The sequence below is a fragment of the Modestobacter marinus genome (assembly GCF_019799945.1).
Lineage (GTDB): Bacteria > Actinomycetota > Actinomycetes > Mycobacteriales > Geodermatophilaceae > Modestobacter > Modestobacter marinus_B.
Genome location: NZ_JABGCH010000006.1, coordinates 24,668 through 45,487, shown reverse-complemented (window position 1 = coordinate 45,487; position 20,820 = coordinate 24,668). Strand labels below are relative to the sequence as shown.

General features: G+C 73.2%; 22 protein-coding genes. All 22 read right to left on the bottom strand.

Features of this window, described 5'->3' with window-relative positions; genetic code table 11:
- Positions 1–22: 22 nt before the first annotated feature.
- The 22 genes from HK417_RS07840 to HK417_RS07735 all read right to left on the bottom strand — a co-directional run bounded on the left by HK417_RS07840 (position 23) and on the right by HK417_RS07735 (position 20,802).
- Entirely contained in the window at positions 23–427 is a 405-nt protein-coding gene (locus HK417_RS07840; RefSeq protein ID WP_222265100.1) for a DUF2550 domain-containing protein, read from the bottom strand.
- 64 nt (positions 428–491) lie between these two features.
- The gene (locus tag HK417_RS07835) at positions 492–881 is read right to left on the bottom strand and encodes a F0F1 ATP synthase subunit epsilon (protein WP_222265098.1); all 390 of its coding nucleotides are present in this window, start codon (positions 879–881) and stop codon (positions 492–494) included.
- A gap of 149 nt (positions 882–1,030) precedes the next feature.
- A complete protein-coding gene (locus HK417_RS07830; RefSeq protein ID WP_222265096.1) occupies positions 1,031–1,267 on the bottom strand; it encodes a hypothetical protein in 237 nt (78 codons plus the stop codon).
- Positions 1,268–1,526: 259 nt separating this feature from the next.
- Positions 1,527–2,972: a F0F1 ATP synthase subunit beta gene (atpD, locus tag HK417_RS07825; RefSeq protein ID WP_222265094.1), complete on the bottom strand. Its 1,446-nt coding sequence runs from the start codon at positions 2,970–2,972 to the stop codon at positions 1,527–1,529.
- A gap of 91 nt (positions 2,973–3,063) precedes the next feature.
- Complete coding sequence (locus HK417_RS07820; protein WP_222265092.1) at positions 3,064–4,017, bottom strand: F0F1 ATP synthase subunit gamma; 954 nt, start codon at positions 4,015–4,017, stop codon at positions 3,064–3,066.
- A gap of 2 nt (positions 4,018–4,019) precedes the next feature.
- The gene (gene atpA / locus HK417_RS07815) at positions 4,020–5,657 is read right to left on the bottom strand and encodes a F0F1 ATP synthase subunit alpha (protein WP_222265090.1); all 1,638 of its coding nucleotides are present in this window, start codon (positions 5,655–5,657) and stop codon (positions 4,020–4,022) included.
- Positions 5,658–5,721: 64 nt separating this feature from the next.
- Positions 5,722–6,552: a F0F1 ATP synthase subunit delta gene (locus tag HK417_RS07810; protein ID WP_222265088.1), complete on the bottom strand. Its 831-nt coding sequence runs from the start codon at positions 6,550–6,552 to the stop codon at positions 5,722–5,724.
- A complete protein-coding gene (locus tag HK417_RS07805; protein ID WP_222265086.1) occupies positions 6,552–7,145 on the bottom strand; it encodes a F0F1 ATP synthase subunit B in 594 nt (197 codons plus the stop codon). The genes HK417_RS07810 and HK417_RS07805 overlap by 1 nt, the downstream gene beginning before the upstream one ends.
- 58 nt (positions 7,146–7,203) lie before the next feature.
- Positions 7,204–7,431 carry an ATP synthase F0 subunit C gene (gene atpE / locus HK417_RS07800; protein ID WP_056288464.1) on the bottom strand — a complete coding sequence of 76 codons (228 nt, stop codon included), beginning with the start codon at positions 7,429–7,431 and terminating at the stop codon, positions 7,204–7,206.
- 94 nt (positions 7,432–7,525) lie between these two features.
- Positions 7,526–8,356: a F0F1 ATP synthase subunit A gene (gene atpB, locus HK417_RS07795; protein WP_222265084.1), complete on the bottom strand. Its 831-nt coding sequence runs from the start codon at positions 8,354–8,356 to the stop codon at positions 7,526–7,528.
- Complete coding sequence (locus HK417_RS07790) at positions 8,353–8,682, bottom strand: AtpZ/AtpI family protein (protein ID WP_222265083.1); 330 nt, start codon at positions 8,680–8,682, stop codon at positions 8,353–8,355. Before HK417_RS07790 ends, atpB begins: the two co-directional genes overlap by 4 nt.
- A 14-nt stretch (positions 8,683–8,696) precedes the next feature.
- Complete coding sequence (locus tag HK417_RS07785) at positions 8,697–9,206, bottom strand: hypothetical protein (protein ID WP_308123439.1); 510 nt, start codon at positions 9,204–9,206, stop codon at positions 8,697–8,699.
- Positions 9,203–10,513, bottom strand: a complete 1,311-nt coding sequence (locus HK417_RS07780; RefSeq protein ID WP_222265081.1) for a glycosyltransferase family 4 protein — start codon at positions 10,511–10,513, stop codon at positions 9,203–9,205. The genes HK417_RS07785 and HK417_RS07780 overlap by 4 nt, the downstream gene beginning before the upstream one ends.
- Positions 10,514–10,516: 3 nt before the next feature.
- Entirely contained in the window at positions 10,517–11,863 is a 1,347-nt protein-coding gene (gene glyA / locus HK417_RS07775; protein WP_308123438.1) for a serine hydroxymethyltransferase, read from the bottom strand.
- Positions 11,864–11,967: 104 nt separating this feature from the next.
- On the bottom strand, positions 11,968–12,609 hold the full coding sequence (locus HK417_RS07770) for an L-threonylcarbamoyladenylate synthase (protein ID WP_222265079.1): 642 nt from the start codon (positions 12,607–12,609) through the stop codon (positions 11,968–11,970).
- A 14-nt stretch (positions 12,610–12,623) separates the two neighbouring features.
- A complete protein-coding gene (gene prmC / locus HK417_RS07765; protein WP_261326145.1) occupies positions 12,624–13,466 on the bottom strand; it encodes a peptide chain release factor N(5)-glutamine methyltransferase in 843 nt (280 codons plus the stop codon).
- A gap of 14 nt (positions 13,467–13,480) precedes the next feature.
- Positions 13,481–14,557: a peptide chain release factor 1 gene (prfA, locus tag HK417_RS07760; protein WP_222265077.1), complete on the bottom strand. Its 1,077-nt coding sequence runs from the start codon at positions 14,555–14,557 to the stop codon at positions 13,481–13,483.
- Between the two features lie 87 nt (positions 14,558–14,644).
- A complete protein-coding gene (gene rpmE / locus HK417_RS07755) occupies positions 14,645–14,869 on the bottom strand; it encodes a 50S ribosomal protein L31 (protein WP_222265075.1) in 225 nt (74 codons plus the stop codon).
- 184 nt (positions 14,870–15,053) lie between these two features.
- Complete coding sequence (rho, locus tag HK417_RS07750) at positions 15,054–17,237, bottom strand: transcription termination factor Rho (RefSeq protein WP_222265074.1); 2,184 nt, start codon at positions 17,235–17,237, stop codon at positions 15,054–15,056.
- A gap of 285 nt (positions 17,238–17,522) precedes the next feature.
- Complete coding sequence (gene thrB, locus HK417_RS07745; protein WP_308123437.1) at positions 17,523–18,416, bottom strand: homoserine kinase; 894 nt, start codon at positions 18,414–18,416, stop codon at positions 17,523–17,525.
- 2 nt (positions 18,417–18,418) lie between these two features.
- Entirely contained in the window at positions 18,419–19,510 is a 1,092-nt protein-coding gene (thrC, locus tag HK417_RS07740) for a threonine synthase (protein WP_222265072.1), read from the bottom strand.
- Positions 19,507–20,802 (bottom strand): homoserine dehydrogenase, encoded by a 1,296-nt coding sequence (locus HK417_RS07735; protein WP_222265070.1) that lies wholly within the window; start codon positions 20,800–20,802, stop codon positions 19,507–19,509. The genes thrC and HK417_RS07735 overlap by 4 nt, the downstream gene beginning before the upstream one ends.
- Between the last annotated feature and the right edge of the window lie 18 nt (positions 20,803–20,820).

Here is a 20,820-nt window from a genome sequence, read left to right as displayed (position 1 = left end):
GCGGCCCCGTCCCGGGCGCCGCTCAGCGGTCGACGGGTGGGGCGGACTCGACCCAGGACAGGAACCCGGTCACCGTCGAGGGGTCCATCGCCAGCTCGTGGGGGCCGGCGCCGGTACGGCAGGTGAGGACGACGCTGTCCGGCGGCAGCGACAGGTCCGCGCCGGTCGGCCGGCGGCGTGCGTCGATCTGGAACTGGGAGCGGCACATCCGCCGGTTGGGGCGCACCGACAGCGACAGCGCCCGGTACCACAGCAGCGTCTCGCCGGAGTACCAGGCCACGCCGACCGACCAGCGCGCGGCACCCGGCGGCCGCAGGTACATGGTGACGGCGCCGAGGCCGGAGAGCAGGAAGCGGCGGCGGAGCAGGAAGGCCGCGACGAACGCGACCAGCAGCAGCCCCACGACGATGAGAACGGCCGTGGTCATCGCTGCGGGTCCGGGGGGCGCGGGCGGGGTCGGTGCCGGAGCGAGCGGGGGGGTCGCGAGCTGGTCAGGCGTCCTGGCCGGCGGCCCGGAGGCGGGACTGGGCGCGGCGCGCGGCGGCGACGGTCTCGGGGTCGTCACCGGCCCCCTCCGCCCGGCGGAGCGCCTCGCGGGCCCGCTCGACGTCGATCTCGGTCGACAGCTCCGCGGTCTCGGCGAGGATCGAGACGCCCTTCTCGGTCACCGAGAGGAAGCCACCGTGCGCAGCCACCGTGAGGTCGTCGCCTGACTCGGTGCGGATCGTGACGACGCCACCGGGGGCGAGCTCACCGAGCATCGGCGCGTGCCCGGGCAGCACGCCGAGCTCACCCTCGGTCGTGCGGGCGATGACGATGCGGGCCTCGCCGGACCAGATCATCCGCTCCACGGCCACGAGCTCGACCTGCAGAGTCGCCACGACACTCCTCGGGGTTCCACCGGGCCGGCGCGCGGCCGACGGTGCGGGGCCGCCGGTCCGGACGGACACGGCGACGGGTCGGTGTCCACTCTAACCGGGCGCGGCAGGCCACTCGCCCACCGGCCGGGCAGCGAGGTGGTGGTGTGACGTCAGGAAGCGCTGCGCCGGTACACCACGGTCCACCGGCCGAGGCGCACCAAGGGGTGCCAGACGACCGACGCGGGGGCCCAGTCGTCGTCCTCGGGGAACGGCTCACCCTCCACGGGGGCGTAGGGCGGCCAGCTCCACTCGAGAGCGTCCGTCGGCAGCGGCTGCGGGAGCCCCGCGCCGTCCGGCTCGTCCGTGTCCGTCCTCCGCAGCACCCCTGCGAGGTCCCACCTGTGCACATCTGCTCCTGCGCCGACGTCCGCCTCTCGGACGCACTGCAGCACATGGTCGTCAGGTCGCCACGGTTCCTTGAGCGGCACGTTCTGATTTCATCCGATCGTGGCCCACCGACCCTCGCGGCGTCACCCCGCGTCCCGGAGACCATGCGAACGGCGACGGCCGGGTCACCCCACAAGGGCGACCCGGCCGTGGTCAGGCCCCCTGCAGGGTCCCGCCGCGAGCCTACGGGTGGCGGGGGCAGGGGGTCCTTCTACTTCGTCAGCTCTTCTTGAGCTTGTCGTAGTTGCGCTCGAGGTCCTCGAGGCCCCCGCACATGAAGAACGCCTGCTCGGGCACGTGGTCGTACTCGCCGCCGGCCAGCGCCTTGAAGGCCTGCAGCGTCTCCGACAGCGGGACGTAGGAACCGGGCTGACCGGTGAAGGCCTCGGCCACGAACATGTTCTGCGAGAGGAACCGCTCGATCCGCCGTGCCCGGTTGACGGTGACCTTGTCCTCCTCGCCGAGCTCGTCGATGCCGAGGATGGCGATGATGTCCTGCAGCTCCTGGTAGCGCTGGAGGATCTGCTTCACCGTCTGCGCGGTGTCGTAGTGCTCCTGCCCGATGTACTGGGCGTCCAGGATGCGGCTGGTGGAGTCCAGCGGGTCGACGGCCGGGTAGATCCCCTTCTCGGAGATCGGCCGGCTGAGCACCGTGGTGGCGTCGAGGTGGGCGAACGTGGTGTGGGGCGCCGGGTCCGTGATGTCGTCGGCGGGCACGTAGATCGCCTGCAACGAGGTGATCGAGCGGCCGCGGGTCGAGGTGATCCGCTCCTGCAGCTCGCCCATCTCGTCGGCGAGGGTCGGCTGGTAGCCCACGGCCGAGGGCATGCGGCCGAGCAGGGTGGAGACCTCCGAGCCGGCCTGGGTGAACCGGAAGATGTTGTCGATGAAGAGCAGCACGTCCTGGTCCTGCTCGTCGCGGAAGTACTCCGCCATCGTCAGGGCCGACAGCGCCACCCGCAGTCGGGTGCCCGGCGGCTCGTCCATCTGGCCGAAGACCAGCGCGGTCGAGTTGATGACGCCGGACTCGGTCATCTCGGTGATGAGGTCGTTGCCCTCACGGGTGCGCTCGCCGACGCCGGCGAACACCGACACGCCACCGAACTCCTGGGCGACGCGGCGGATCATCTCCTGGATCAGCACGGTCTTGCCCACGCCGGCGCCGCCGAACAGGCCGATCTTCCCGCCACGGACGTACGGGGTGAGCAGGTCGATGACCTTGATGCCGGTCTCGAGCAGCTCGGTGCGACCCTCGAGCTGGTCGAACTTCGGCGCGTGCCGGTGGATCGTCCAGCGCTTGGCGTCGTCGCCGTAACCAGGGGTGTCCAGGCACTCACCGAGGGCGTTGAACACGTGCCCGGTCACGACGTCGCCGACCGGCACGGAGATGGCGGAGCCGGTGTCGCGGACCGCGGCACCGCGGACCAGGCCGTCGGTGGGAGCCATCGAGATGGTGCGGACGACGTTGTCGCCCAGGTGCTGGGCGACCTCCAGCGTCAGCGTCTTGCCCAGGTCGGCCAGGGTGACCTCGACCTGGAGGGCGTTGAAGAGGTCGGGCATCGCGTCGCGGGGGAACTCGACGTCGACGACCGGCCCGGTGACCCGGACGACGCGACCGGTGCCGGTCGTCTCCTGGGTGTTCGGACGGTCCTCGGTGACAGTCATCTGTGCTGCTCTCCTGCCCTCGGGCTCGGTGGTCTCGCGTATCCGGTGTCCACGGCGGCGGCGGCTCGCGCCGCCACCGCCGCGGGGTGGGTCAGTCGTCGGCGTTGGCCGAGACGAGCGCGTCGGCGCCGCCGACGATCTCGCTGATCTCCTGGGTGATCTCCGCCTGGCGCGCCTGGTTGGCCTGCCGCGACAGGTTCTTCGCCAGCTCCTCGGCGTTGTCCGAGGCCGACTTCATCGCCCGTCGCCGCGACGCGGACTCGGAGGCGGCCGCCTCGAGCATCGCCGCGTAGATGCGGGTGGTGACGTACTTCGGCAGCAGCGCGTCCAGCAGCGCCTCGGCCGAGGGCTCGAACTCGTAAGAGGTCGGGACCTCGGTGCTCCGCTCGGGCTCCTCGTCGCGGAACTCCTCGACCTCCTCGACCACCAGCGGGGCCATCCGCTTGGCGACCGGGACCTGCGAGAGCAGCGACCGGAACTCGGTGTAGACGATGTGCAGCTCGTCCACGCCGAGGATGCCGTCCGCGCCCGCGCCGCTCTCCTCGTCGTCCTCACCGGCGGTGAAGGCGTCGATCAGCGTGCGGCCGACCTCCTGCGCGTCCGTGTAACCCGGCTGTTCGGAGAAGCCGGTCCACGAGTCCACGAAGTCCCGGTCGCGGAAGCGGTAGTACGTCTCGCCCTTGCGGCCGACCACGTACAGCACCGGCTCCTTGCCCTCGTTGCGCAGCAGGCCGAGCAGCTCCTCGGTGCGGCGCAGCACGTTGACGTTGTAGGAGCCGGCGAACCCGCGGTCGGAGGTGATGACCAGGACCGCGGCCCGCCGGGCCTCCGCCCGCTCCGTGAGCAGCGGGTGGTCCAGGCTCGCCGAGCCGGCCAGCGCCGAGAGCACCCGGGTGATCTCCCGGGCGTAGGGCTTGGACGCCTCCACCCGGTTCTGGGCGCGCACGATGCGGGCACCGGCGATCAGCTCTTGGGCCGAGAAGATCTTCTTCGTCGACTGGGTGGAGCGGATCCGGCGCCGCAGCGCGCGGAGGGATCCGGCCATGGTCAGCGACCCCGCTTGACCTGGACGGTCTCCTGGCCGCGCTGGCTGGCGTCCATGGCCTCGACCTCGGGCTCGTTGATCTGCAGCGACTCACCGGTCGACGTCGTGAACTGCCCGTAGAAGGTCTCGACCGCCCGCTCCAGGCTGCCGACGCTGTCCTCGGACAGCGTCCGGGTGTTGCGGATGTCGTCGTAGATCGTGTTCTCGCCCCGGCTGATGAAGTCGAGGAACTCGGTCTCGAACCGGCGCACGTCGCTGACCGGCACGCGGTCGAGCTTGCCCGTCGTACCCAGCCACAGCGACACGACCTCGCGCTCGACCGGGTACGGCGAGTACTGGCCCTGCTTGAGCAGCTCGACCAGGCGCTGACCGCGGTCCAGGGTGGCCCGGCTGGAGGCGTCCAGGTCCGAGGAGAAGGAGGCGAAGGCCTCCAGCTCGCGGTACTGGGCCAGGTCCAGGCGCAGCCGGCCGGCGACGGACTTCATCGCCTTGATCTGCGCCGAGCCGCCGACCCGGGACACCGAGATGCCCACGTTGATCGCCGGGCGGACACCGGAGTTGAACAGACCGGTCTCCAGGAAGATCTGCCCGTCGGTGATCGAGATGACGTTGGTCGGGATGTACGCCGAGACGTCGTTGCCCTTGGTCTCGATGAGCGGCAGACCGGTCATCGAGCCCGCGCCCAGCTCCTCGGAGAGCTTCGCGCAGCGCTCCAGCAGGCGGGAGTGCAAGTAGAAGACGTCGCCGGGGTAGGCCTCGCGGCCCGGCGGGCGGCGCAGCAGCAGGGACACCGCACGGTAGGCCTCGGCCTGCTTGGACAGGTCGTCGAACACGATCAGGACGTGCTTGCCCTCGTACATCCAGTGCTGGCCGATGGCCGAGCCGGTGTAGGGGGCGATGTACTTGAAGCCGGCGGGCTCCGACGCCGGGGCGGCGACGATCGTCGTGTACTCCATCGCGCCCGCCTCCTCGAGGGCGGTGCGGGTGGCGGCGATCGTCGAGCCCTTCTGACCGACGGCGACGTAGATGCAGCGCACCTGCTGCTGCGGGTCGCCGGTGGCCCAGGCCTGCTTCTGGTTGATGATCGTGTCGAGCACGATGGCCGACTTGCCGGTCTGCCGGTCGCCGATCACGAGCTGACGCTGGCCGCGGCCGATCGGGGTCATGGCGTCGATCGCCTTGATGCCGGTCTGCAGCGGCTCGTGCACCGACTGCCGCTGCACCACGGTGGGGGCCTGCAGCTCCAGCGCGCGGCGGCTGGTGGTCTCGATCGCCCCGCCGCCGTCGATGGGGTTGCCCAGCGGGTCGACGACGCGGCCCAGGTAGCCGTCGCCGACCGGCACGGAGAGGACCTCGCCGGTGCGGCGCACCGTCTGGCCCTCCTCGATGCCGGCGAAGTCGCCGAGGATGACCACGCCGACCTCACGGACGTCGAGGTTCAGCGCGAGGCCGCGCACCCCGCCCTCGAACTCCAGGAGCTCGTTGGTCATGACCGAGGGCAGCCCCTCGACCCGGGCGATGCCGTCGCCGGCCTCGGTGACGACCCCGACCTCCTCGCGGGAGACGTCCGGGCTGTAGTCGGAGACGTAGTTCTGGATGGCACTGCGGATCTCGTCCGCGGAGATCGTCAGCTCGGCCATGGCTCTCGCGTCCTCTTCTGCTGGTGTCTGTGGTGGTGCGGGCGGCGGGGTGGGAGGTCGGCGGTCAGCCGGCCAGCCGCCGGCCGGCGGCCTCGAGTCGGTGGGCGATGCTGCCGTCGATGACCTCGTCGTCGACGCGGATGACCAGGCCGCCGAGCAGCTCCGGGTCGACCTGCACCTGGAGGCCCATGGGGCGTCCGTACATCCGCTCCAGGGAAGCGGCCAGCCGCTGCTCCTGGGCCGCGGTCAGCGGGACGGCGCTGGTCACGTGCGCGACCGACCGGCCACGGCGGCGGGCCGCAGCGACGGAGAGCCGCTCCATCCCGCTCTCCGGGTTGTGCACGTGCGAGCTGGTCAGGTGGTTCCGCACCAGCCGCTCGGTGACCGGGCTGACCTTCCCGGCCAGCAGCCGGTCCAGCAGCGCTGCCTTGCCCTCCCGGGGAGCCGCCGGGTTCCCGAGGATCCGGGCCAGGTCGGCGTCCCCCGCGATGATCCGGCCGAACCGGAACAGCTCGTCCTCGACGCCGTCGAGCTCCCCACGGGCGTCGGCGGCGTCGAGCGCCGCCTCCGTGGCGAGGGTCTCGGTGGCCTCGACGAGGTCCAGCGGCCGCGACCAGCGCTGCCGGGCGACGGTCTCGACGAGCTCCAGCGTGCCCGGCTGCACCTGGGCACCCAGCAGCCGGCGGGCGAGCCCGGCCCGGTCCTCGGGTCGGACCGAGGCGTCGGACAACGCGCGGCGCAGCGTCGGCTGCCCGTCGAGCAGGTGCGCGACGGCGAACAGCTCGTCGGCCAGGACCAGCATTGCCTCGCCGCGGTTGCGACTGCGGGCACCGCCGGTCTGCTCCTGCAGGCTGGCTCGGGCGGCCACCATGGCCGCGCGGCTGGCAGCGTCCATCAGCGCGCGTCCTGCGGGACGTAGACGGTGGCGCCACCCTGTCCGCGGCCGGCCTGGCCGTCGGGGGTGGTTGCGCTCATGCCGTCGAGCTGGTCCAGGAACCGGTCGACGGTGCCGCTGCGACGGGCGTCGTCGGCGAGGGACTCACCGACGACCCGGCCGGCCAGGTCGACCGCGAGCGCGCCGATCTGGCCGCGCAGCTCGTTGATGACCTGCTGCCGGGAGGCGGCCAGCTGCTCCTCGCCGCGGGCGACGATGCGGGCCGACTCCTCCTGCGCTTGGGCGCGGAGCTGCTCGATGATCTGCTGCCCCTCGGCCCGGGCGGCGTCGCGGATCTGCGCCGCCTCGGTCCGCGCCTCGGCGAGCTGGGCGCGGTACTGGTCCAGCGCCGCCTTGGCCTCGGCCTGCATGGCCTCGGCCCGCTCGATGCCACCTTCGATCGCCTCGCGGCGGGCGACGAACGTCTTCTCCATCTGCGGGAAGACGAACTTCGCCAGCACGAAGTAGAGGATCGCGAAGGCGATGACCCCCACGATGATCTCGCCCACGGGCGGGATCAACGGGTTGTGCGCCTCGGCGGCCAGGATGCTCATGTGTCAGTGTTCCCGTCTCGAATCGGCACCGGCGTCGATCAACGCTGGAGCAGCCGGCTCACTGGCCGAAGATGAAGGGGACGACCAGGCCGATGAGGGCCAGGGCCTCCGACAGGGCGGCACCGAGGAAGGCATAGGTGCGGGTGAGGCCGGCGGACTCGGGCTGACGGGCGGTGGCCTGGATGTAGGCGGCCCACACGATGCCGACACCGATACCGGGGCCGATCGCGGCGAGGCCGTAACCGACCGAGCCGATGCTGCCGGTCAGCTCTGCGAGAACGTCCATTGCGAGGTGTTCCTCCTGTGTCGGTCGCCCGGGGAGGTCCGGGCGGCTGGCTGGGGGTGGTGCAGTCTGCGGGTGGTGCGGGTCGTGCGGTGGGTCAGTGTGCAGGCTCGACGGCGCCGTTGAGGTACGTGGCCGTCAGCACGGTGAAGACGTATGCCTGCAGCACGATGACCAGCAACTCGAAGAAGGTCATGATGATCGCCATCAGCAGGGAGAACGGCGCGAAGATCACCGAGAAGTTGCCGACCTGGAGCAGGTAGACCGCACCGAGGGAGAAGACGACGAGCAGCATGTGCCCGGCGAACATGTTGGCGAAGAGTCGGACCGCGAGCGTGAACGGCCGGATCACGAAGACCTGCAGCAGCTCGATCGGGGTCACGAGGATCAGCGCGGCGGCCGGCACGCCCGGCGGGACAGCGGCGTCCTTGAAGTACTTGCCCGCACCCTGCTCGCGGATGCCGACGTAGTTGTAGAGGACCCAGACGAAGACCGCGAGCACCAGCGGGAACGCGAACTTGCTCATCGGCGAGATCTGCAACGCGGGCACGATGCTCATCGCGTTGTTCGCCAGGATGAAGAAGAACAGCGAGCCGAGGAACGGCGCGAACGGCAGGCCCTTGGGGCCGATGACGTCGCGCGCGATGCCGTCGCGGACCACGGAGTAGCCGCTCTCGGCGAGCCACTGCAGCTTGCCCGGGACGATCCCCGGCTTGCGCATGGCGGTCACCAGCAGAGCCAGGATCAGCGCCGTGGCGAGGAAGAGGATGAACGTGATGCGGGTGAACGCGAAGTCGACGCCGAGCAGCGAGAACGAGACCAGCGGCTCGGGGTAGAACTCCTCGATGGTCGGCGACTGGAAGCCGCTGTCGCCTTCGCCACCTTCGGCGGCGAGCACGTTGACGAGCGCGAGGGCGCTGGAGGTCACCGTTGTCCCTTCTGCGTCCTGGGCCGGCTCCGACGGCCACCCGAGGCGGTTCCGCGCCCTGCCCGGCCGGCCGGCGGCACGGGCGGGGCGTACTTCATGATCACGATGTAGATGGCCACGCTGAGGCCGAGGATCACGCCGATGAGGACGAAGAACTGCGTCCCCAGCCAGCGGTCGAGGGCCAGCCCGACGCCACCCCAGACGATGATCCCCGAGAGCATGGTCCCGGTGATGCCCCACCCCACATCGGCCCCGCTGGGCTGGTGCTGGGTGGACGTCTCGGATCGCGGTCGGGCACCCCCACGTGCGGGCGTGTCCTCGGCCATCGCTCAGGACACTATCAGCCGCGTGTCGTGGGGGTTTCCGGGTCGTCGGCGGCCCCCGGGGCGGGGGTCCGGGGGCCACCCGACGGGGTGACGGCGGGTGGCGCCGGCGGGGTGACGTAGTACAGCTGCCGGGTCCAGACCCACCGCGCCTGCACGCCGCTCCAGAGGAGGGCGCCGACGACCACGGTCCAGGCCAGCACGCGCAGGTCGACCCAGCCGTCGTCCGGCAGCGACTGGAGCACCGCGAAGAGCACGATCACCTTGACCGCGAAGGTGCCCAGCGCGGCGACCAGCGCGAAGCTGTCGTCGATCCGTCCGGCCCAGGCGATCACCCAGGCGGAGACGCAGAAGAAGGCGGCGACGACGGCGGCACCGAGGACCACGCCCACCGCGTCGGCCCAGCCCAGCAGCAGGCCGACCACCGGGGCGGCGACCGCGGTGAGCACCAGCGTGGCCGCCAGACCCGGCCGCAGGAACGAGACGTCCCAGGGCGCGGAGCTGCGGGCCGGTGGCGCGGCGGTCACCGGGGCACCCCGGCGGCCGGGGTGGCCGCCGGGGGCGAGGCCGCCGTCGAGGGGGTGGCCGCCGGGGGGACCGCCGTCGGGGAGTCCGTCGCGCCACCGACGGCGGCCGGTGGCGACTCGCGCGGACGGGTGGTCCCGTTGGCCGGGTGCGCGGCCCTGCTGCGCTGCTTCATGGCCGCCAACTCTGACTGACGGGCGGCGATCGCCTCGCGGCGGGCCCGCGGGCTGAGCACGACCATCACGCCCACCACCAGCAGCGCCCCGATGACGACGAGCACCTCGACGGTCCCGCCGGTGATCGACAGCGCGACCGCGCCGAAGCTGAGCAGCGCGGCCCAGAAGTACATGATCAGCACGGCGCGGCGGTGCGAGTGCCCGATCGACAGCAGCCGGTGGTGCAGGTGCATCTTGTCCGGCGCGAACGGCGACTGCCCGCGCAGGCTGCGGCGGACCACGGCCAGGAGCAGGTCGACGAACGGGATGAAGAGCACCGCGACCGGGATCAGCAGGGGCAAGGTGAGCGGCAGCAGGTTCGCCGCCGAGCCGAGGGTCTGGGAGTCGGTCTGCCCGGTGGCCGACACCGCGGCCGCGGACAGCATGAGGCCCACCAGCATCGACCCCGAGTCGCCCATGAAGATCCGGGCCGGGCTGAAGTTGTGCGGGAGGAAGCCCAGGCAGGCGCCGGCGAGCACGGCGGTGATCAGCGCCGGGGCGCTGGCCACGTCGTCGTAGCCGACCAGGCCCAGGTGGTAGCTGTAGGCGAAGAAGGCGACCGCGGCGATCGCGGACACGCCCGCGGCCAGCCCGTCGAGGCCGTCGATGAAGTTCAGCGCGTTCACCGTGAGCACGGTCAGCAGCACGGTCGCCGGCACGCCGACGTCCGGCCCGAGCGACAGCGTGCCGATGTCGGCGAACGGCAGGAACAGGAACGACAGCTGCACGCCGAAGAGCACCATCACGCCGGCCGCGGCGATCTGCCCGGTGAGCTTGGTCAGCGCGTCCAGGCCGAAGCGGTCGTCCAGGACGCCGAGCAGGCAGATCAGGCCGCCGGCGACCAGGACGCCGACGGTCTGGGTGTTGAACTCGAAGCTGCGCTGCAACGAGGGCAGCCGCGAGGCGACCAGCACCCCGGCCGCGACGCCGAGGTACATCGCCACTCCCCCGCCCCGCGGGGTGGGGATGACGTGCACGTCACGGTCGCGGACCGCGGCCATCACCCGGAAGCGGACCGCCGCCACCCGCACGACCGGCGTGGCCAGGAAGGTGACCAGCGCGGCGGCGAGGAGGACGACGGCGTACTCGCGCATGGCTCAGCGGGTGGGCGCCGGGTAAGCGGGATGCGCGGCGACCAGGTCGCGGACGCCGGCGGCCACCTCGGCGGTGCGCGAGCCGTCGGCGTCCCGGATCGCCGTCCCGATCAGCGACGCGATCGACTTCATGTCCGCCTCGACCATGCCCTGCGTGGTGACCGACGGGCTGCCCACCCGGATCCCGGAGGCCACCGAGGCCGGCTGCGGGTCGAACGGGATGGCGTTCTTGTTCAGCACGATCCCGGCGGCGTCGCAGCGCGCCTCGGCGATCTTGCCGGTGACCGGCGTGCCGGCGGCGTCGGTGACCTCGCGGAGGTCCAGCAGCGCCAGGTGGGTGTCCGTGCCGCCGGCGACCGGGCGCAGCCCCTCGGCGGCCAGGCCCTCGGTGAGCGCCTGGGCGTTGCTGATCACCTGCCGGGCGTAGGCCTGGTACTCGGGCTGCAGGCACTCCTTGAGGTTCACCGCCTTGGCGGCGATGGCGTGCATGAGCGGCCCGCCCTGCATCATCGGGAAGGCCGACTTGTCGATCGCCTTGGCGTGCTCGGCCGTGCAGACGATGGCGCCGCCGCGCGGGCCGCGCAGCACCTTGTGGGTGGTGAAGGTGACCACGTCGGCGTGGGGCACCGGCGAGGGGATCGCCTTGCCGGCGACCAGGCCGATGAAGTGCGCCGCGTCGACCATGAAGATCGCGCCGACCTCGTCGGCGATCTCCCGGAAGGCGGCGAAGTCGATCAGCCGCGGGATGGCCGAGCCACCGGCGACGATGAGCTTAGGCCGGTGCTCGCGGGCGAGGGCGCGCACCTGGTCGTAGTCGATGTGCTCGGTCCGCTCGTCGACGCCGTACTGGACGGCGTTGAACCACTTCCCGGAGAAGCTGACCTTGGTGCCGTGGGTGAGGTGACCGCCGTGCGGCAGGGCCATGCCGAGCAGGGTGTCGCCGGGCTGCAGGAAGGCGCCGTAGGCGGCCAGGTTCGCGCTCGCGCCGGAGTGCGGCTGCAGGTTGGCGTGCTCGGCGCCGAAGAGCTCCTTCGCCCGCGCGATGCCGATCTCCTCGGCCCGGTCCACGACCTCGCAGCCGCCGTAGTACCGCCGTCCCGGATAGCCCTCGGCGTACTTGTTCGACAGCGTGCTGCCCAGCGCGGCGAGGACGGCCGGGCTGGTGAAGTTCTCGCTGGCGATCAGCTGCAGACCGCCGCGCAGCCGGTCCAGCTCGTCGAGGACCACGCCGGAGATCTCCGGGTCGAAGGCGGCCAGGGCATCGAAGTCCGGGCCCCAGTAGGGGGTGCTCATCGAGGCTGCACTCCAGAGGTCGGCGAGGGCGTCGGCGCGCGCGGGCGATCTGTCCACGGTATCGCCTGCGGCCGGTGCCGCCGATCAGAACAGGCTGTGCGAAGCCGGTTCGCGAGAGACTGCCCTCCTGCCGAGGCCCGCCGGAGGACGGGGTCCGCCGATCAGTCGGTGAGCTCGGGCACGACCTCGCGCAGCCGGTCGACGTCGATCGCGCCGATCCGCAGCACCCGGGGGATCGGCGCGGTGCAGTCGACGATCGTGCTCGGCCGGCTGTCGACCCGCGGGCCGCCGTCGAGCACCACCGCCGCGTGCTCCCCCAGCTGGTACTGCGCCTCGGCGGCCGTGGTGGCCGCCGGGCGGCCGGACCGGTTGGCGCTGGACACGGCCAGCGGCCCGGTGCGGCGCAGCAGGTCACGGGCGACGTCGTCGTCGGGCAGCCGGACGGCGACGGTGCCCTCCGCGTCGCCGAGGTCCCAGGCCAGCGTGGGCGCGTGCTCGACGACCAGGGTGAGGCCGCCCGGCCAAAACGCCTGGGCGAGCCGGTTCGCCACCGGCGGCACCGTCGCCACCAGCCCGGCCAGCGTCGACGCCTCGCCGATCAGCACGGGGACGGGCATGCTGCGCCCGCGGTTCTTCGCCGCGAGGAGCCGGGTCACCGCCGCGGGGGTGAAGGCGTCGGCGGCGACGCCGTAGACGGTGTCCGTGGGGATCAGCGCGAGCTCGCCGCGGGACAGCGCCGCGGCGGCGGCGGCGAGCCCCTCCTCGCGCCGAGCGGGTTCACTGCAGTCGAAGACGTCGGCCACGGGACCGGAGTCTGTCACTGCCGGTCGCGCCGCGCGGTCGTGTACCGGGGGCGACCGGCCAGGTCGGGGTGGTCGGCGACCTCGGTCCAGCCACCGGCGGACCGCACCAGCGCCGGCAGCGAGCTGCCCTGCTGGTCGGCGTGCTCGATCCCCAGCCAGCCGCCGGGACGGAGCAGCCGCGCCGCGGTCCGCACCAGCCCGCGCACCACGTCGAGCCCGTCCGGGCCGCCCCACAGCGCCAGCGGCGGGTCGTGGTCGGCGACCTCCCGCGGCAGCCGGGCGCCCTCGGGCACGTACGGGGGGTTGGAGACGACGACGTCGACCGTGCCGTCCAGCTCGGCCAGCAGCCCGGGGTCGGTCATGTCCCCCGGCCGGACGTCGACCGGGGTGTCCCCCGCCGCCGCCCGGGCCGCCGCGTTGTGCCGGGTCCACTCGATCGCCCCGGCGTCGCGCTCGACCGCGACGACCCGGGCGCCGGGGTGCTCGTGCGCCACCGACAGGGCGATGGCCCCGGACCCGCTGCCCAGGTCCACCACGGTGGGGGCCTCGAGCCCGGCGGTCCGGTCCAGCACCCAGCCGGCGATCAGCTCGGTCTCCGGGCGGGGCACGAACACCCCGGGGCCGACGGCGAGGTCGAGGTGGCGGAAGGGCGCCGTCCCGGTCAGGTGCTGCAGGGGCACCCGGGCGGCCCGCTGCTCCAGCAGGCCGGCGAACCGGTCGGCGGCGTCCGCGGGCACGTCGCCGACGGTCAGCAGCCCGGCCCGGGAGACACCGAGGACGGCGGCGAGCAGCAGCTCGGCGTCCACCCGGGGTGACTCGACCCCGGCGTCGACGAGCCGGCGGGCGGCGTCGGCCAGGAGCCGGGGGGCGCTCAGGAGCCGGCCGCCAGCAGCTCGGCGGTGTGCGCGGCGGTCAGCGCGTCGATCACCGGGTCGAGGTCGCCGTCCAGCACCTGGTCCAGGTTGTGCGCCTTGAAGCCCACCCGGTGGTCGGAGATCCGGTTCTCCGGGAAGTTGTACGTGCGCACCCGCTCGCTTCGGTCGACGGTCCGCACCTGGCTGCGCCGGGCGTCGCTGGCCGCGGCGGCGGCCTCGTCGCGGGCGGCGGCCAGCAGCCGGGAGCGGAGCACCCGCAGCGCCGACTCGCGGTTCTGCAGCTGGCTCTTCTCGTTCTGCGAGCTGACCACGATCCCGCTCGGGAGGTGGGTGATCCGGACGGCGGAGTCGGTGGTGTTCACGCTCTGCCCGCCGGGCCCGGAGGAGCGGAAGACGTCGATCCGCAGGTCGTTGGGGTCGACGGTGACGTCGACCTCCTCCGCCTCCGGCAGCACCAGCACCCCGACGGCGGAGGTGTGGATCCGGCCCTGCGACTCGGTGACCGGCACGCGCTGCACGCGGTGCACGCCGCCCTCGAACTTCAGCCGCGACCAGATGCCCTCGTCGCCGCGCGCCTTCACCGCGATCGCGATGTCCTTGTAACCGCCGAGCTCGGCGTCGACCGCGTCGAGCACCTCGGTCGCCCAGCCCCGCCGCTCGGCGTACCGCAGGTACATGCGCAGCAGTTCACCGGCGAACAGCGCCGACTCGGCGCCGCCCTCCCCCGCCTTGATCTCGAGGATGACGTCCTTGTCGTCGTCGGGGTCCTTGGGCAGCAGCTGCTCGGTGAGCCGTGCGGTCAGCCCCTCGACCTGCTGCTCGAGCTGCTCGGCCTCGGCGGCGAAGGAGGCGTCCTCCCCGGACAGCTCGCGGGCGGCGGCCAGGTCGTCGCGGGCGGCGTCCAGCGCGCGGGCGGTCTCCACCACCGGCGCGAGCTGGGCGTACCGCCGTCCCAGCCGGCGGGCCCGGCCGGTGTCGGTGTGCACCGCCGGGTCGGCGAGGGTGGCCTCCAGCTCGGCGTGCTCGGCGAGCAGGCCGGCGAGCCGGTCGCCCCCGGCGTCAGTGCTGCTCACGGTCGCTCCTCGAGGACGGTGCTGGGCCCGGACATGACGACGGCGCCCGCACCACCCCGGAGGGCGGCGAGGGCGCCGTCGGACGAGCTACTTGCCGGTGCCGGCGTTGCGCTTGCCGAACCGCTTCTCGAAGCGGGCGACGCGGCCACCGGTGTCCAGGATCCGCTGCTTGCCCGTGTAGAAGGGGTGGCAGGCGGAACAGGTCTCGACGGTCAGCTGACCGCTGGGCACCGTGCTGCGCGTGGTGAACGTGTTGCCGCAACCGCACGTCACGGTGGTGACGTCGTAGTGCGGGTGGATGTCGGCCTTCATGCCGGTCACCCTCTCTCTGGTCTGGTCGGTCCGGTGGTTCGAACGTCGCCACGGTCGGGGTATTCCCCGGCGGCGTCGGGCACGGTCCGCCAGTCTCCCAGACGGGAGACCGGCGATCCCTGTCGGCCCCCTTGCAGGGCCCCGCCCCGAGCGTGCGAGGGGTGGGGGGCAAGGGGGTCCTTGTTCAGTCCTTCTCGCCGACGCCGAGGGTTGTCTTCTGGATCTGCATGAGGAACTCGATGTTGTTGCGGGTCTTCCGCATGCGGTCGAGCAGCAGCTCCAGTGCCTGCTGGGGCTCCAGCGCGGAGAGCACCCGGCGCAGCTTGATCACGATCGCCAGCTCGTCGGGCGCGAGGAGGATCTCCTCCTTGCGGGTGCCCGAGGCGTTGACGTCGACCGCCGGGAAGACCCGCTTGTCGGCCAGCCGACGGTCGAGCTTGATCTCCGCGTTACCGGTGCCCTTGAACTCCTCGAAGATGACCGTGTCCATCGTGGAGCCGGTCTCCACCAGCGCCGAGGCGAGGATGGTCAGCGAGCCGCCGTTCTCGATGTTGCGGGCGGCGCCGAGGAAGCGCTTGGGCGGGTACAGCGCCGTGGAGTCGACACCACCGGAGAGGATGCGCCCGCTGGCCGGGGCGGCCAGGTTGTAGGCGCGGCCCAGGCGGGTGATCGAGTCCAGCAGGACGACGACGTCGTGACCCATCTCGACCAGGCGCTTGGCCCGCTCGATCGACAGCTCCGCGACCGTGGTGTGGTCCGACGGCGGCCGGTCGAAGGTCGAGGCGATGACCTCGCCCTTCACCGAGCGCTGCATGTCGGTGACCTCCTCGGGACGCTCGTCCACGAGGACGACCATGAGGTGGCACTCGGGGTTGTTCGTGGTGATCGCGTTGGCGATCGCCTGCAGCACCATCGTCTTGCCGGCCTTGGGCGGCGAGACGATGAGGGCGCGCTGCCCCTTGCCGATCGGCATGACCAGGTCGATGACCCGGGTGGTCAGCTGGTGCGGCTCGGTCTCCAGCCGCAGGCGCTCCTGCGGGTAGAGCGGCGTCAGCTTGGTGAACTCGGGCCGGTTGCGGGCCTGCTCGGGGTCCAGGCCGTTGACCGAGTCGAGCCGGACGAGCGCGTTGTACTTGTCCTTGCGCTCGCCGTCGCGGGGCTGCCGGACGGCGCCGGTGATCGCGTCACCGCGGCGCAGGCCGTAGCGGCGCACCTGGGACAGCGACACGTAGACGTCGTTCGGGCCGGTCAGGTACCCCGAGGTGCGGACGAACGCGTAGTTGTCCAGCACGTCCAGGATGCCGGCGACGGGCAGCAGGACGTCGTCCTCGGCGACCGTGGGCTCGCCCTGGTCGAACCGCTCCCGACCGGGGGCCTGACCACGGCGGTTGCGGTCCCGGTAGCGACGGCCGCGGCGGCGGCCGCTGCCCTCGAAGTCGTCGTCGTCCTCGTCGTTGCGGGGGTCGTTGCGGTCGTTGCGGCCGCCGTCCCGCTGCTCGGGCCGCTCGTTGCGGTCGTTCCGGTTGCGGGCGGTGCGGTCGTTCCGGTTGCCGTCACCGCGGCCCGCGTTGTCCCGGTTCCCGTCGCCGTCGGTGCGGTCCCGGGTGTCGGTGCGGTCCCGGTTCTCGGTCCGGTCCCGGTTCTCGGTGCGGGTGCGGCCGCTGCGCTCGTCCCGCTCCTCGCGGGTGCCGCGGTCCTCGCGGGTGGACTCGCGCTCGCCGCCGTCCCGGTCACCGCGGTTGCGGTCCCGGTTGCGGCTGCCGCGCTCCCGCTGCGGGCGGTCGGCCTCGGTGCGCCCGTCGGCCGGCGGGGCCTGAGTGGTCGCCTCGGCGGCGGCCGGGGTGTCGGTGGTGTCCTCGACCGCGCTGCTGGTGGCCGCGGCCTGGGCCGGGCCGGCCTCGGCGGTCACCGGCTCAGCGGGAGCGCCGGCCTCGGCGGTCGGCGCGCCGGCCGGGCGGCTGGCCCCGCGGCGACGGCGACCGGTGGGGGCCGGCTCGGCGTCGGCGTCGGCGGTGGTGATCGGCCCGCCGTTGGCGCCGCCACTGACCGGAGCCTCCAGCGGCGTGGCCGTGGCGACCGCACCGCCGGTGGGGGCGACGGAGTCGGCGCGGGGGGCGGGCACGGTGGCGGCCGGGGCGGACTCGCCCACCTGCCGCTCGGAGATGGCGGCGATCAGGTCGCTCTTGCGCATCTTGGTGGTACCGGGGATGCCTAGTTCACCGGCCAGGCGCTGCAGCTCGGGCAGCAGCATCCCGGACAGTCCGCTGCCGCGGCGGCGGGTACGGGGGGCCGTCCCGGTGCCGGCAGCTGCCTCGTCGGAGGGGGTGGCGGTGCGCTCGCCCTCGACGAGGTCGGTGGTCTCGCTCACGTACAGGTCCTTCCCTGCGGTGGCCTGCGCCCATCAGCGCAGGAGGTGACCCGGTCCCGGACGGGAGGAGCCCAGCGGGCTCGTGTCGTCCATGACGGGACGCCGGGTCTGTGGATGCGGGGCGAGGGTCAGGGAGACGATCATCGAAGACGGATCGTTCGTCTGCTACGTCCCGCGTGAGGCACGCCCTGGGGCGGCTACGTCGTCAGCCTAGATGCAGGTCGACATCGGCCACAACACCGGCTGCCACCAGTGTGTTCCTGAGCATCACAACCGTACCGCACGTCACGCGGGTGTGACGACCGCGCCGTCGTCGTCCACCGAGAGGGTGAGGGAACGCCACCCCTCCGGGGTGTGCCCGGCGGCTGTCGCAGGGTCGCCACCAGTCAGCACCAGCACGCACGGCCCCGCCCCGGAGATGACGGCGGCGTGGCCGTCGGCGCGCAGCCGGGCGAGCAGCGCCGCGCTGTCGGGCATCGCGGGCGCCCGCTGGGCCTGGTGCAGCCGGTCCTCGGTGGCGTCCAGCAGCAGGGCCGGGTCGGCGGTCAGCGCGTGCACCAGCAGCGCGGCCCGGCCGGCGGCGTGCGCGGCGTCGGCGTGCGGGACGGCGTCGGGCAGCAGACCGCGCGCCACGTGGGTCGAGAGGGTGGTCCCGGGCACGAACAGCACCGGCACCACCCGGGGGTCGACGTCCAGCCGCACCGCGCGGGCGCCCGCCCCGGTCGTCCAGGACAGGGTCGCGCCACCCAGCAGGCACGGCGCCACGTTGTCCGGGTGGCCCTCCAGCTCCGAGCACAGCCGCAGCACGGCCGCCCGGTCGACGCTCTCGACCTCCGGGCACAGCGCCCAGGCGGCGAGCACCCCGGCGGTCACCGCGGCCGCCGACGAGCCCATCCCCCGGCCCTGCGGGATGCCGTTGCGCGCGGAGAGCCGCAGCCCCGCGGGGTGCCACCCGAGCTCGTCGCAGGCGGCCCGGAACGCCCGGACGACGAGGTGCGACCCGTCGGTGGGCAGCTCCCCCGCCCCCTCACCGGTCACCTCGACCGACAGCGCGTCCGCGACGGCGACCTCGAGCTCGTCCCAGCAGGTCAGCGCGAGGCCCGCCGAGTCGAACGCCGGCCCGAGGTTCGCGCTGGTCGCCGGGACGCGGATCCGCACCGCCCGGCCGGGGTCCCCCACCGTCAGAGGCCGAGCTGGGCGGCGGCCGCGGCGGCGTCGACCGGGATCGTGACCGGGGCAGGCGCACCGGAGATGGCCCACTCGGGGTCCTTGAGGCCGTTGCCGGTGACCGTGCAGACCACCCGCTGGCCCTGTTCCAGGCCACCGGCCTCGGCGACCTGCAGCAGCCCGGCGACGGAGGCGGCCGACGCCGGCTCGACGAAGACGGCCTCGCTGCGGGCGAGCAGCCGGTAGGCGGCCAGGATCGCCCGGTCGGTCACCGCGTCGATGCGGCCACCGGACTCGTCCCGGGCCGCGAGCGCCTTGGTCCAGGACGCGGGGTTGCCGATCCGGATGGCGGTGGCGATGGTGCTGGGCTGCTCGACGACCTTGCCGATGACGATCGGCGCCGCGCCCGCCGCCTGGAAGCCCCACATCCGCGGGGTCCGGGTGGCCGGCCCGTCGGCGGCGTACTCGCGGTAGCCCTGCCAGTAGGCGGTGATGTTGCCGGCGTTGCCGACCGGCAGGCAGTGGACGTCGGGGGCGTCGCCGAGGACGTCGACGATCTCGAACGACGCCGTCTTCTGGCCCTCGATCCGGAACTGGTTGACGCTGTTGACCAGGCTCACCGGGTAGTCGATGGCGAGCTTGCTGGCCAGCGCGAGGCAGTCGTCGAAGTTGCCCTCGACCTGCAGCAGCTTGGCGCCGTGCACCAGCGCCTGGGCCAGCTTGCCCGTGGCGATCTTGCCCTGCGGCACCAGGACGGCGCAGACCAGCCCGGCGCGCGCGGCGTAGGCGGCGGCGCTCGCGCTGGTGTTGCCGGTGGAGGCGCAGATGACCGCCTGCGCGCCCTCCTCCAGCGCCTTGGTGATCGCCATGGTCATCCCGCGGTCCTTGAAGGACCCGGTCGGGTTGGCCCCCTCGACCTTCAGGTACACCTCGCAGCCGGTGCGCCGGGACAGCTCCGCGGCGGGTACCAGCGGGGTGGCGCCCTCCTGGAGGGTGACCACCGGGGTGGTGTCGGAGACCGGCAGCCGGTGCCGGTAGGCCTCGATGAGACCGGGCCAGTAGGGCGAGATCGCCCCGCGCAGTCCGGTCGGCACTCCCGCGGTCATGACGCCAGTCCCTCCACACGCAGCACGCTGGTCACAGCCCGCACGACGGGCATCCCCCGGAGCCGGTCGACGGTCGCCGCCAGCGCGGCGTCCGGCGCCCGGTGGGTCACGATCACCAGGGTCGCCGCGTCGCCGTGCCCGTCCTGGCGGACGGTGGCGATGCTGACCCCCTGGGCGGCGAACTCGTGCGCGACCGTGGCCAGCACGCCCGGCTTGTCGGCGACGTCGAGGCTGACGTGGTACCGGGTCGGGGTCTCGGCCATCGGCCGGATCGGCAGCCCGGCGTACCCCGTCGTCCCCGGCCCGGCGACGCCGGCCAGCCGGTTGCGGGCCACCGCCACGAGGTCGCCGAGGACAGCGCTGGCGGTGGGCTCTCCCCCGGCGCCCTGCCCGTAGAACATCAGCTCGCCGGCCGCCTCCGCCTCGACGAAGACCGCGTTGAACGCCCCGCCCACCGAGGCGAGCGGGTGCGTCGTCGGGATCATCGCCGGGTGCACGCGGACCGCGACGGAGTCGCCGTCGCCGTTCTGCACCCGCTCGCAGATGGCCAGCAGCTTCACCGTGCAGCCGATCTCCGCGGCGCGGGCCACGTCGGTGGCCGAGACCGCCGAGATGCCCTCCCGGTACACGTCGGAGGAGCGCACCGGCGTGTGGAAGGCCAGCGACGCCAGGATCGCGGCCTTCGCGGCGGCGTCGAAGCCGTCGACGTCGGCGGTGGGGTCGGCCTCGGCGTACCCGGCCTCGGTGGCCTCGGCGAGCGCCTCACCGAACCCGGCGCCGGTCTCGGCCATGCGGGACAGGATGTAGTTGGTCGTCCCGTTGACGATGCCCACGACCCGGCGCAGCTGGTCCCCGGCCAGCGACTCGCGCAGCGGGCGCAGCAGCGGGATCGCGCCGGCCACCGCGGCCTCGTAGTACAGGTCGACGCCGGCCTCGGTCGCGGCGGCGTGCAGCGCGACGCCGTCCTCGGCGAGCAGTGCCTTGTTCGCGGTGACCACCGACTTCCCGGCGCCGATGGCCGCCTGCAGCAGCGCGCGGGCGGGCTCCAGGCCGCCGATCACCTCGACGACGAGGTCGACGTCGTCGCGGGTGACCAGGGCGAGCGCGTCGGTGGTGAGCAGGTCGGCGGGCACGTCGGGGTGGTGGTCGGGACGGCGGACGGCGACCCCGGCCACCTCCACCCGGCGGCCGATCCGGGCGGTGAGGTCGTCCGCCTGCTCCGACAGCAGCCGCAGCACCGCGCTGCCGACCGTGCCGCAGCCCAGCAGCGCGACCTTCAGGGCGTCACTCATCGGCTCGACTCCGGGCTC

What these genes read in the sequence shown, in the direction of transcription:
- HK417_RS07840 (WP_222265100.1), bottom strand. Translation starts at nt 427, where the DNA reads ATGACCACGGCCGTTCTCATCGTCGTGGGGCTGCTGCTGGTCGCGTTC.
- atpD (WP_222265094.1), bottom strand. Translation starts at nt 2,972, where the DNA reads ATGACTGTCACCGAGGACCGTCCGAACACCCAGGAGACGACCGGCACC.
- HK417_RS07820 (WP_222265092.1), bottom strand. Translation starts at nt 4,017, where the DNA reads ATGGCCGGATCCCTCCGCGCGCTGCGGCGCCGGATCCGCTCCACCCAG.
- atpA (WP_222265090.1), bottom strand. Translation starts at nt 5,657, where the DNA reads ATGGCCGAGCTGACGATCTCCGCGGACGAGATCCGCAGTGCCATCCAG.
- HK417_RS07810 (WP_222265088.1), bottom strand. Translation starts at nt 6,552, where the DNA reads ATGGACGCTGCCAGCCGCGCGGCCATGGTGGCCGCCCGAGCCAGCCTG.
- HK417_RS07805 (WP_222265086.1), bottom strand. Translation starts at nt 7,145, where the DNA reads ATGAGCATCCTGGCCGCCGAGGCGCACAACCCGTTGATCCCGCCCGTG.
- atpE (WP_056288464.1), bottom strand. Translation starts at nt 7,431, where the DNA reads ATGGACGTTCTCGCAGAGCTGACCGGCAGCATCGGCTCGGTCGGTTAC.
- HK417_RS07790 (WP_222265083.1), bottom strand. Translation starts at nt 8,682, where the DNA reads ATGGCCGAGGACACGCCCGCACGTGGGGGTGCCCGACCGCGATCCGAG.
- HK417_RS07780 (WP_222265081.1), bottom strand. Translation starts at nt 10,513, where the DNA reads ATGCGCGAGTACGCCGTCGTCCTCCTCGCCGCCGCGCTGGTCACCTTC.
- rpmE (WP_222265075.1), bottom strand. Translation starts at nt 14,869, where the DNA reads ATGAAGGCCGACATCCACCCGCACTACGACGTCACCACCGTGACGTGC.
- thrC (WP_222265072.1), bottom strand. Translation starts at nt 19,510, where the DNA reads ATGACCGCGGGAGTGCCGACCGGACTGCGCGGGGCGATCTCGCCCTAC.
- HK417_RS07735 (WP_222265070.1), bottom strand. Translation starts at nt 20,802, where the DNA reads ATGAGTGACGCCCTGAAGGTCGCGCTGCTGGGCTGCGGCACGGTCGGC.